14 protein-coding genes and 1 tRNA gene are annotated in these 11,619 nt (G+C 44.9%); all 15 read right to left on the bottom strand.

Annotation, left to right across the window (positions count from 1 at the left end; all coding sequences use genetic code 11):
• Positions 1–602, bottom strand: a 602-nt coding sequence (locus FL972_RS14645; RefSeq protein ID WP_262710911.1) for an RteC domain-containing protein, incomplete at its 3' end; no start/stop codon positions are given.
• Positions 547–837: an RteC domain-containing protein gene (locus FL972_RS19695; protein ID WP_262710910.1), complete on the bottom strand. Its 291-nt coding sequence runs from the start codon at positions 835–837 to the stop codon at positions 547–549. The genes FL972_RS14645 and FL972_RS19695, both read right to left, overlap by 56 nt.
• 40 nt (positions 838–877) lie before the next feature.
• Entirely contained in the window at positions 878–2,830 is a 1,953-nt protein-coding gene (locus FL972_RS14640) for a heavy metal translocating P-type ATPase (RefSeq protein WP_144606386.1), read from the bottom strand.
• A gap of 13 nt (positions 2,831–2,843) precedes the next feature.
• On the bottom strand, positions 2,844–3,461 hold the full coding sequence (locus FL972_RS14635; RefSeq protein WP_144606384.1) for a hypothetical protein: 618 nt from the start codon (positions 3,459–3,461) through the stop codon (positions 2,844–2,846).
• Positions 3,462–3,479: 18 nt separating this feature from the next.
• Positions 3,480–3,785: a hypothetical protein gene (locus FL972_RS14630; protein WP_144606382.1), complete on the bottom strand. Its 306-nt coding sequence runs from the start codon at positions 3,783–3,785 to the stop codon at positions 3,480–3,482.
• A gap of 113 nt (positions 3,786–3,898) precedes the next feature.
• On the bottom strand, positions 3,899–4,315 hold the full coding sequence (locus tag FL972_RS14625; RefSeq protein ID WP_144606380.1) for a Fur family transcriptional regulator: 417 nt from the start codon (positions 4,313–4,315) through the stop codon (positions 3,899–3,901).
• Positions 4,316–4,363: 48 nt separating this feature from the next.
• Positions 4,364–4,486, bottom strand: a complete 123-nt coding sequence (locus FL972_RS19605; protein ID WP_250161365.1) for a cation transporter dimerization domain-containing protein — start codon at positions 4,484–4,486, stop codon at positions 4,364–4,366.
• Between the two features lie 18 nt (positions 4,487–4,504).
• On the bottom strand, positions 4,505–4,834 hold the full coding sequence (locus FL972_RS19690; RefSeq protein WP_262710909.1) for a cation diffusion facilitator family transporter: 330 nt from the start codon (positions 4,832–4,834) through the stop codon (positions 4,505–4,507).
• 97 nt (positions 4,835–4,931) lie between these two features.
• Complete coding sequence (locus FL972_RS19685) at positions 4,932–5,219, bottom strand: cation diffusion facilitator family transporter (protein ID WP_262710908.1); 288 nt, start codon at positions 5,217–5,219, stop codon at positions 4,932–4,934.
• A gap of 166 nt (positions 5,220–5,385) precedes the next feature.
• Positions 5,386–7,878 (bottom strand): heavy metal translocating P-type ATPase, encoded by a 2,493-nt coding sequence (locus FL972_RS14615; protein ID WP_144606378.1) that lies wholly within the window; start codon positions 7,876–7,878, stop codon positions 5,386–5,388.
• Entirely contained in the window at positions 7,875–8,306 is a 432-nt protein-coding gene (locus FL972_RS14610; RefSeq protein ID WP_144606376.1) for an MgtC/SapB family protein, read from the bottom strand. The genes FL972_RS14615 and FL972_RS14610 overlap by 4 nt, the downstream gene beginning before the upstream one ends.
• 49 nt (positions 8,307–8,355) lie before the next feature.
• On the bottom strand, positions 8,356–9,252 hold the full coding sequence (locus tag FL972_RS14605) for a bestrophin family protein (RefSeq protein ID WP_144606374.1): 897 nt from the start codon (positions 9,250–9,252) through the stop codon (positions 8,356–8,358).
• A 29-nt stretch (positions 9,253–9,281) separates the two neighbouring features.
• Entirely contained in the window at positions 9,282–10,052 is a 771-nt protein-coding gene (locus tag FL972_RS14600; protein WP_144606372.1) for an AlbA family DNA-binding domain-containing protein, read from the bottom strand.
• A 20-nt stretch (positions 10,053–10,072) separates the two neighbouring features.
• A tRNA-OTHER gene (locus FL972_RS19455) sits at positions 10,073–10,152 on the bottom strand.
• 180 nt (positions 10,153–10,332) lie between these two features.
• Complete coding sequence (locus tag FL972_RS14595; RefSeq protein ID WP_144606370.1) at positions 10,333–11,601, bottom strand: efflux RND transporter periplasmic adaptor subunit; 1,269 nt, start codon at positions 11,599–11,601, stop codon at positions 10,333–10,335.
• Between the last annotated feature and the right edge of the window lie 18 nt (positions 11,602–11,619).

The following is an 11,619-nucleotide window of genomic DNA, read 5'->3' as shown; positions in this document are numbered from 1 at the left end:
GCTTCATCCATTCTACGGATAAGGCTTTCATGAAGTGAATCGAGGAATTTTGTCCTTCCTGTCTTTCTGATACGTATTTCGAGGAATGTGCGGTGGTATTGTCCTAAATCAACTCCAAAAGTGTCTTCCATACATTTGGAAATTTCTTTCAAGTCTGCTCTACCATGGTTAAAAACCCCACGGGCATGGAGGGCGTACATCAGCTCAATCAGCGCTACTTTGGAGTCTGTCCATGTCATTTTCACCTTCGGTTCGACTTGTGTTTTTCCGTTGTTTAAATCTGTCAAGCTCAGCTTGTTCAACTCATCTTCCAGATAGACATTGAGCAAATCATTTGCAAGAATGTTAGAAACCTTGAAATCGTGGCTGGTAGAGAAATTTGGATCAGTCTCGAAAAAAAATGAATCAAGGGTTAAGCGTATATCTTGCTTGCCACGGACAAAATACTTGTGGTCTAGGTAGTTGCTGTGGGTACGGTAATAGCGGTAAAATTCCAGGTTATTATCAAAATACCGTTTGAGCTTGTCTAGCTCATTCTGATAGTATTTACGTTTTACCTTGATTCCTCCGTTTGGGTTTGTTAGTTTCGATATTGAACACACTCAGATGATAGATCAGCTTGCTGATGAACTTGGGTTTGATCTCCTTGAAAAACGAGATTTCATCGTTTTGTGAGACCAGCGGTTTTTGTTGCAAGTTATCTCTCAACTGATTAATTGCCCGAAGGGCTATTTGAAAGCTTTGCTCTGATTTTTTGAGAATGTTGTCCTCTTCCAGATCAATCATTCTAAGCTTGTCCTCTAAATCTTCATATAGGTGGTTATAAATTTCAGACATTTAAAAACTGAGTTTATTATTTTCATGGCTTAAAGTATTCTTAGTTTCTCTGTATCCTCACGGCATTCAATATTGCCAACAGCGCCACACCTACATCGGCAAAGACAGCTTCCCACATGGTAGCCAGGCCTCCGGCTCCCAGTGCCAACACAATGAGCTTCACCCCAAAGGCCAGGCTGATATTTTGCCATACGATCCGTTTGGTTTGTTTGCCAATCTGGATGGCAGTGGCAATTTTAGAGGGCTGGTCGGTCTGGATGACCACATCGGCCGTCTCGATGGCGGCATCACTGCCCAGGCCTCCCATGGCCATGCCCACATCGGCCAAGGCCAATACGGGGGCATCATTGATGCCATCACCCACAAAGGCGATGACACGGTTGGCGTCTTTTTTCAACTCTTCCACCTTCTCCACCTTTTGCTCGGGCAGCAAGTCTCCAAAAGCCTTGTCTATACCCAGTGTTTTTGCTACTTGTTGAGTCACAGCATCCTTGTCTCCTGATAGCATGATCAGTTCCCGAACTCCTGATTTGTGTAAGGCATTGATTGCCTGGGCAGCATCCTCTTTGAGTTCATCTGCTATCACCAGGTAACCGGCATATTTTTGGTCAACGGCTATATGGATGACGGTATTAACCTCTCCGGCAGCATCAGCACAGGTAACGATCCCCTCCTTGTCCATCAGCTTTTGATTGCCGATGAGCACATGCTTGCCATTTACTTTTCCTTTCAGACCGTGCCCGGCTATTTCTTCCTGTTGCTCGGGTTCTGAAATTTCTTTGCCCTGCTTTTTAGCATACTCTGTAATGGCTTTTGCGATGGGATGGGTGGATTTGCTTTCCATTGCTGCCGCCAAACTCAGCCAATCTGTGGTGATTCCGTCCATGGTCACTGCTTTCTGAACCTCAAACACTCCCTTGGTAAGCGTGCCTGTTTTGTCCATCACCACGGTATTTACTTGGGTCATGAGGTCAAGAAAGTTGGAACCTTTGAACAGGATGCCTTTGCGGGAAGCTGCCCCAATCCCTCCGAAATAACCAAGTGGAATAGAAATGACAAGCGCACAGGGACATGAGATCACCAAAAAGATTAATGCCCGGTAAAGCCAGTCTTCAAACACATAGTTTTCTACAAAAAAGTAAGGCAGGAAGGTCAATCCCACTGCCAGAAAGGTAACAATGGGTGTGTAAACCCGTGCAAACTTACGGATGAACTGCTCGGTTTTTGCCTTGCGGGCGGTGGCGTTCTGCACCAGCTCCAAGATGCGGGCAAGTGAACTTTCGTTGAACCGTCTGGTTACTTTCAGCTCAATCAGCCTGTCGAGATTCACCATCCCAGCCAGCACATTTTCTCCTTTGTTGTAGGTGGCAGGTTTACTTTCACCAGTCAGGGCGGAAGTATTGAAGCTGCTTTTTTCACTGATCATTTCCCCATCGAGCGGTACTTTTTCTCCGGGTTTCACCTGTATGGTTTCCCCAATTTGTACTTCTTCCGGGTGTACGGACACCATTTGCCCGCTTCTATATACAGAGGCCGAATCCGGGCGTATGTCCAGCAGGGCTTTGATGTTGCGTTTGGCCCTGTTCACTGCTGCATCCTGAAACAGCTCCCCGATGGCATAGAAAAGCATCACCGCCACCGCCTCAGGATATTCGCCTATGGCAAAAGCTCCCAGAGTGGCTATGCCCATGAGGAAAAATTCAGTGAACACATCACCTTTCAGTATGGACTTCCAGCCTTTGACCAATACCGGCCAACCCACAGGCAAATAGGCCAGCACATACCAGCCTATGCGGATCCATCCCTGGAAAAATGCAGGCTGTCCCCATTGATCAGCGGCTATTCCTGCAAGCAGAATGACAAGGCTTACAATACCACTTCCCCAGGTTTGCAGGAAACTGGAGGAGGTTTTTTCCTCCTGCTTTTTTGGTTTGTCCGGATGCTGGTCGGTGCTGCAGCAGGCTTTGTTGTCTATATTGTTAGTATTAGTCATACGCTTGTCTGTTTTAATGTGTGAAAAAGGAAATGATGCCCGTGACAATGAGGATGCACCCCGAAACCAGCCCGGTATTATGCTCCAGCCTGTGCCAGTTGAAACGGTGCAGGCCTTTCTGGGCGAGGTACACCCAAAAGGTGATCCCTAACACGGAAACGATGGTGTAGAGCAAGCCCACGGTCAGGATCATCGGCCATCCATGAGTCCCTGCCATCAGAAAGTAGGCTTCAATTTCCAGGCAGGGGGAAAGAAACATCATAAATACCAGCAAGGTCACTACTTGTGTTGCTCCGGCCTGGTCCAGCTTTTGCTTTTCATTGAAGTGAAAATGATGGTGTCTGTGGTGTTGGATGATGAAATAGAACCCTATGGCAATGAGCAAAGCAGGAATGACCCAACGGGTGTAACTGTTAAGCGTTTCTGCCAGTGAAAGGCTGAATAAGCCCAGAAACACGCCCAACAGAAAGGTACTCAGCGAATGAGCCAGAGCTGCCATAGCCGCAATGCGAACCGTCTTGCTACCTTGCCAGCCAAACCGTTCTTTCAGTGCCAGCACAAGCAACCAATGGCTGGGGATCAGACCGTGCAGGAGACTGAGCATGATGGTACCGGTGAGTAAGGTGGTCATGTTCGGCTTGGGTTAAATCTAGAATTCTATCTCGTTTTCGATAAATGCTTTTGCTCCACCGGGCCCTGATAGTTCAAGCCAGATAGGAGATCTTGGCCCGGCAACCGTAAGACTGAAAGTGAAAAAGTCACAGCAAAGCCGTTCGGTTTTGATGAAGTCGCTGATTAGGTCCAGCGTTTGATCCGAGCCATCAAACCTGTACCTGAACCCGTTGACAAGTTCCTGTTTTTCTAATACCATCTCTTTTAAGGAAGCTATCACAGTAGCTTTTCTTAACCTCAGCTCCAGAGTAGTGAGCTTGCAAGTGATTTTGTTTTCGTCCATAGTGATTGCTTTAAGAAGTTCGTGGGGCATACATGATTATGAGTATTGAATCTCATCTTGTTAAGTACCTACCTGAAAATACGTGTAAACACAATGCACAGTCATTGCAATTTTCATCCTGCACACTTACCACAAATACCCTTTACCACCAGGTTGGCTTCTTCACCTATGAACTTACCGGGCAGGTCAATTTCAGGGATTTTGTACTTGGGCAAACAGAAGGTTTCACTGCATACCCGGCAATGGAAATGTACGTGCAAATCCCGTTCAATATTGCATTCACAGCCTTCTTCGCATAAGGCGTATTTAGGTGCTCCGGTACCGTCATCTATACTGTGCACCAGTCCCTTTTCCTGAAAGGTCTTCAGGGTGCGGAATAGTGTAACCCTGTCTGACTTTTCAAATGCTTTTTCCAGGTCAGAAAGGCTGATGGCTGCCTCCTGAATGGTCAGGGCTTCCAGCACCAACAGCCGCATGGCGGTTGGCCGGATGTCCTTCTCCTTGAGTTTATTTTCGAGTTCTTTGATCATTCCAACTTTCTTTTTGCGATGAATTTGGCTCCACATGAATATGTACATTCAATACACGAGGTACTTTTTCATTATTTTGTCCTTTATTTCATGGGCTATATCATGGACATGTTTTACCGTCAATTCACCATTGATCCAGATATGTAAATCAACATGGTAGCCAGTGACCATTTTCCGGGAATGGCACTTTTATTCGTGCTGCACAGCATTTACGTTCTCTTCAATCCTAGCGATTTCCTCCTGAAGTCCAGGCTCCAGGGCTTCATCTAACAGTTCACCAGTAGCGGGACGAGCAATGCCATAAGCATTGTAAATGACGAACCCACCTGCTAAGAGGGCAGCAAAGTCATCAGCTACTTCATAACCCTCTCCGCCAATCACTGCAATGGAAATCCCTATGAAGGCAGCCGCAGAAGTGATGGCATCACTTCTGTGGAGAAAGGCATCTGCTTTTATTGCACGGCTATTGATTTCAGTTCTCATTTTCGGTAAATAGCGGTACAAAAGTTCTTTAGTCATTATTACCACCACCAAGATGATAAGTGTATAAGGAGCCGGGTTTTGTGCGGTTTTATAATGTGCAGCCAGCTATCCCAGATGACAATACAAGTAGCTATTACCAATGCCAGGGAATGACCAAAGCAATTAACGCTTCGGCTTTTCCATGACCATAGGGGTGATTTTCGTCAGCGGGCTTTGCCGACCACTTCAAGCCAACCCACAGCATGGTAGAGGTAAAGACATCTGCTTCGGATTCTATGGCATCCGCAATCAGGGCATAGGAATGGCCGAAAATGCCTCCCAATGCTTTTACAATAGCCAATAGTGCACTTCCAACAATACCAGTCAGGGTGGTTTTTAACCCTTTTTCAGATATTGCATTGGGATTTCTTTTACTTTTCATTTAGCCAATTTCAAAATTTTTACAGCCCTCGCATCACAAAGACGAAAACTATCCCCTCTAATCGCCAGGTCAGTCCTTTACTATCCAGCCATTAAATCAGCACGCCAGCAGCTTACTCGCCAACTGTTTTCTTTTTGGCAACTGCCCAGTGCCAACTTTTAAATTTCTATTTCTTATACGCTAACAACCTCAACGCATTAAACACCACCACCAGCGTAGAACCTTCGTGAATCAGTACCGCAATACCTATATTGGCCCATCCTAAAATGGTTGAGGGAATCAGAATCGCAACGATTCCCAAACTCACCCAAAGGTTTTGCCTGATAATTCCTTTGGCTTTTCGGCTCAGGCCGATAGCAAAAGGCAAGGTTTCCAGTTTGTCTGCCATTAATGCAATATCTGCTGTTTCCAGGGCTACATCGCTTCCCGCTGCTCCCATGGCAATGCCCACTGTACTGTTGGCCATGGCCGGAGCATCATTTACACCATCGCCTACCATAGCTACTTTGTCTTCTGTTTTGCGGAGTTTTTTAATGGCTTCTACTTTTTCCTCGGGAAGCAAACTTCCCCAAGCATCTGTAAGGCCAATTTCCTTGGCTACCGCATCGGCTACTTTTTGGTTATCACCGGTAAGCATGATCATACGCTTGATGCCGATTTTCTTCAGTTGCTTCAAGGTTTCTTTGGCCTCTTTTCTCGGGGTATCCATCAGGGCAATGATGCCTATGTAATTGTCATTTTGCCTGATGAGCATGGTGGTGTTACCATCTGATTCCAGATTTTTGACCTGTTCCTCTATTTCATTGGATGGTTTTTTATCGTCTAGTTCTTCATACAAATCCAAGTTTCCAATATAGATTTTGTCATTTCCTAAAGAAGCCTTAATTCCTTTTCCCAAAACGGCTTCTAAGTCTTTTGCCTCAGGAATATCAGTACCTTTCAATCGCTCTTTGCCGTCTCGCACCACAGCTTTAGCCAAAGGATGGTCACTTAATCCTTCTACTGCCACTGCTATTTTCAGCATTTCATCTTCGCCAATATCTTGTAGAGCAACCACCTTGGTAAGCTTTGGTTTGCCTTCTGTAAGGGTCCCTGTTTTGTCAAAAGCCAAAGCCGTAAGCACTCCCAGGTCTTCCAGTGGTCGCCCGCCTTTGATAAGTACGCCACCTCTCGCAGCCCTGGCTACTCCGCTGAGCACTGCACTAGGGGTGGAAATGGCCAAAGCACAGGGGCTTGCAGCTACCAGCACAGCCATGGCCCGATAGAAGCTTTCACTGAATGTTTCATCTATCACCAGAAAAGCAAAAAGCAAAATCACCACGAGGGCCAAAACTGAAGGCACAAAAATCTTCTCAAACTTATCAGTAAGCAGTTGGGTAGGCGATTTTTGCGTTTGAGCTTCGTTTACCAGTTTCACCAACCGAGAAAGCGTAGAATCTTTTGCCTCTTTGATGACTTTGATTTCCAGTGTATTGTTGCCATTGATGGTGCCGGAAAAAGCACGGTTCTGGTCTTTGATATCATCCTCCTGCGACCAGTCTTTATCAGGATCATCCACTGGCTGTTTATCTACGGGCACACTTTCCCCGGTTATCGGAGCCTGATTTACACTGCTCGTACCGCTGACGATTACCCCATCAGCCGGGATTTTGCTATTGGGCTTCACCACGATGATGTCTCCAATCTTCAGTTCTTCTATACCAACTTCTTCTGTTTTACCATTTCTCTTGAGCAATGCTGTTTTAGGCGTGAGTTCAGCTAAAGCAGCTATTGATTTCCTTGCCTTGTTCATGGCGTAGTGTTCCAGCGCATGCCCCATGCTAAAGAGGAACAGCAGTAATGCGCCTTCTGCCCATTCACCCAAGATGGCTGCACCAATGGCTGCCACGAGCATAAGGAAATCAATCTCAAAGCCGCCCTTGGCAACCGTTTGGATGGCTTCCTTAGCTGTAAAATATCCACCAAAGAAATATGCCCCGATGTAAAGTGAAAGGCTGACCCAGGAAGGAATTGTATCTACATAGGAAAGGCCGAAACCTATACCCAAAAATGCACCGCAGATAATGGAAAAGATCAGCTCTGTGTTTTTTCCGAAAATACCACCATCAGAGTGCCCATGATCTTCTTCACCATCCGGATGGTCATGTTCTTTTTGATCGGGTTCATTCTGATCTACTCCCGTTATTTTAATATACCGTTCCACATCTACATCAGTGACAAGAATATCGAGCCCTTCTTTGCGCAAAGCTGTCAGGATCTTCTCCTCATTAATTTTTGAGGTTTCAAACTCTATTCCTATCATTCCGGATGCAGAAACCGCAGCCTGTAGAATACCATCCATCCTGTTGAGTGACGCTTCAATTTTTCTAGCGTGTCTGACATGGCGAATACCTTCCACCTCAATTAATTTATGACCGTATTTTTCTCCAATCTCCGCTCCCGTACGCTTGGCTATTTGTTGAATGCTATTGATAGAGATTAATTCAGGATTGTAGTGAAAGCAGAGCTGTGGCACACCATTGTCGGTTTCATCAGCCACATGTACCTTTTCCAGCCCCTCTGTATCCTGTAGGGCATTGATCAGTTTCTCCACACACTGATCTTTTTCATCCTGTACTTTCGGAAGAATGAGTGGGATTTGTATTTGTAGTTTTTTCATTTTTGTAGCTTATTGTATTTTTTCAAAATAGGTAAGTGATGCAAAACGAGCAGCAGGGTGATTAGCAGCGTTCCGGTAACGCTGATATAATACATGCCATAACCAACCGCTATGCCTACTCCGGCTGTAGCCCAAATTGTGGCCGCTGTTGTCAGGCCTGAAACAGAGTTATTGGAGGAATCCCTGAAGATAATGCCCGCACCCAAAAAACCGATACCGGAAACAATGTTCGCTACAATGCGGGTTTGATCGCCCACCTCAATGTGCGAATTAACGATTGTTATTAAAGTTGCACCCAGGCACACGGCTGCATAAGTGCGTATGCCGGCTTCAATACCATGCATTTGCCTGTCAATGCCAATTATTATGCCCAGCACCACGGCAATGACCAAACGTGGTAACAGGTCTATTTCAGTTTGAAAGTCCATGCGATATTGATATTTAGAGTTTTCATATATTTTATCTTATGTCTAGTTGTTACAAAATGTAATAAGTTGAGGGGTTAACCTTTTCAGGGATTTCCCTATCATCAATCATCTGCCGTATGTTTATTTCAATTGTCTGAGCCAAATCCGTCATGGGTATATCCATCGGCTTATTTTCAAAAGGATCTTGCATAAGAATGGATGTCTTTTCTATGGCAATAAAAACGATAGGGATACCGATGGTAATGGCTATTTCCACTAAAAGGTATTCGTCCGACAGGCCGAAGGGGAGCAGCGTAGCAAAAACGTAAATGATGGTGTGGATCAAAAGGCTGTAGGCTTTTGGAAAAACTGTATTTTTTATCCGTTCGCATTTTCCCATCGAGTCGCACAACCGGGCAACCGTAGCATCCATTTGCACGTGTTGAAATGGATCGATCATTGAATTTTCTCTTGCATCGGCCAGTGCTCTGGAATGTTCCAGAAGAATGGCGTTAGGCACATTTTGAGCATTCATTTGGTCAGAATGTGCATCTATGTATGTTTTTACTCGTGCCGAAAACGGTATTCTTCTTAGGGATTCACCTAATGCGTAGCACCACATGATTTGACGCTGAGCAATCTCCTTTGTCTTCACCATGTACTGTTCATGATCTTTATCATAAAAGGAGATTGCTTGCCTGATGAGGGTGCGTGAATCGTTGACAATGGCACCCCATATTATTCGTGCTTCCCACCATCGTTCATACGACTGGCTGGTGCGAAAAGCCAATAACAAGGATACCGCAGTACCGAACACGGCTGTTATTCCAAGGGGAACGGAAATCTTACTTAACAAAGAATACTGATCCAAGACACCCACTGTAATAGCATAGCTGGTGATCAGGATAATATCCAACTTGATGGTTTTAATAAAATCCGGTACGGATATTCGTGTATTGAGTAGCATTCTTTATCTATTTATGGTGTCTTTTCCTCTCAGTGATTATTAAAATGTTGTTCGATATAATCGAGTGCTTCTGGTATATCTAGTTCACGGGTACTGTTTCCGGTACGTAGATGAAAGTGGGAACGATCCCCTTTACGGAGGTAAACCGGAGATCGGGTTGGTTTAATAACTAGATGACATACATCCCTTCCTTCCATTTGATAAAACGCTACTTCGACCTGTTTGCAAAACTGCGTGCCTAATTTGGTAGAAACTAGTTGCATGATAAATTGCTCAAAGCCGTCTCTTCCGGGTTTCTTTAATGAGCGATAATCCTCTAACAAGCCCAAGGGTTGCCCATCGTCATCTATACCAATAATCAGGTTTCCTTCATTGGTATTCATAAATCCTGCAATTGTTTTTACTACCACATCTTCAAGTGCCCCATTGGTTTTAAATTGGTGTAAATCCCATCGCAAAGTTGATTTAAACTCAGTATGCTGATTTTCACCTTGCCTGATTAGTGCTTTTACCGCTTGCAGCTTATCTCTTTGGCTGGTGAGGTGGAAAATCTTGTTACGTGCCGCAAACATCAATGCAATGGCAATACCCATCAGCCCAAAAAGCAGGCTTATAGCTACCTGATCTATATCTCCAATAGCAGCAATGTTGTTGAAACTTGTCAAAAGATAGTTCCCCCAACTGCCCCGGTCTTCCTGCATATCGAACATGTATAGAGATATAACAAGAGGGCGTAGCAATAATATGCCAAGAACAAACCCGAATATGGCAGTCTTAAATACTTGTGCTTTACTTCTCATAATTTTCTAATAAATTTTTGTCCCGGCAGGGGAATCGAACCCCCGATAAACTTTACACAGCATAACTGGGCAAGGCTTGTTCTTCCATTGAACTACCGGGCGAATGGCCAGTATGATAGCAGTGAAAAACAATTTTATTTGCTTCATTTGCTTCATTACATCCATACTTCGCCAGCCTTTCTGTATTCTGATTGCGATTGATTCATGTATAAATTTTTATTTAGAGGAAAGTCCCTGAAAATTGCAATTCAGGGACTATCACTTTTCCTAAACAATTTCTTTAATGCGCATGGCCTTCCTCCTCGCTGTTTTTCATTTTACCCAACAGGGAGAAAGCACCCTTGGTAACGATACTGGTGGATGACATATCAAGCCCGGCTGGTAAGAGGATTTCGGTAAAGCCATTTTCTGATACTCCCGTCTGTACCTGGGTCATTTCAAATGCATACAATTCTTGTCCATCCTCCATTTTTTTACCTTCGTCCAAGTAGATAAAATAATTACCCTCAAACTGTACCAGGGCTTCATCCGGTACAGAAGGCACCTGATTGCCTGCCGCCTCAATGACCGCCTGTATGTACATACCCGGCACGAGTTGGTTATCTTCATCTTCCAAGTGTGCGTGTATGCGCAAGCTCCTGTCTGATTCAATCTTTTTTCCCATCAAATAGACTTCCGCTTTATACTCCCTGGAGGGATCGTTCGGGATCGTGAACCGTACCTTCTGGCCAATGGCAATCTTAGGAAGGTCTTTTTCATAAACCGTAAGTTCGGCATGTAGGTGCTTTGCATCGATCAGCTCGAACATTGCATCCGTGGAGTTGACGTATTTCCCCAGGTTCACATTTACCTCTGATACATACCCGGTAACCGGTGAGTAGAGGTGAATGTACCGGGAAATTTTATCCTCCGTTAGATTGGTTGCATTAATTCCCAAAATCGCCAATTTCTCTTCTAAGCCTTTCACCTGTGCCTGCAGGTTTTTGTATTCCGCCTGGGTCTGCTGGAAGATTTTCAAAGCACTTACGTTCTCCCGGCTCAACTCTTCCTGTCGCTTGTATTCCAGCTCCATATAGGCCAACTGATTTTTGCTTTGTACATATTCCTGCTGAATGGTTACATAATCGGGATGTTCTAGGGTGACTAATAGCTGGCCTTTTTTAATGGCCATTCCCTGCAGCAAATCCGTTTTCCGTACAAAGCCCCCCATTGGAGCGCTGATGTTGATCAGGTTTTGTGGAGGTGCGTCAATGAGGCCGTTTACCCGCAGGGTGCTGCTCAGGTTTCTCATTTCTACCTTACCGAGTTGGATACCTGCGGCCTTAAATTGTGCAGGGGTGATCTCTGCTATGTTTTCCTCATCATGGCCTTCTTCACCATGTGCCTCGTCCTCATGCCCACCTGTTTCCACTGGTTTTTCCGTAGGGTTTTCCGAACCGGACGACCCTCCTGAACATCCCGCCAGAACAAGAATGAGGATTACTATCAAAGCCTTTCCGGCTTGATTTACCCACATGATGGGTGTTATTTGATTTATTGATATTTTCATTGCTTTAATGCTTTAGAT

The sequence above is a fragment of the Algoriphagus algorifonticola genome, assembly GCF_007655305.1.
GTDB classification, from domain to species: domain Bacteria; phylum Bacteroidota; class Bacteroidia; order Cytophagales; family Cyclobacteriaceae; genus Algoriphagus; species Algoriphagus algorifonticola.
The sequence above is the reverse complement of the archived record's forward strand: the minus strand, read 5'-3'. Positions and strand labels throughout refer to the sequence as shown.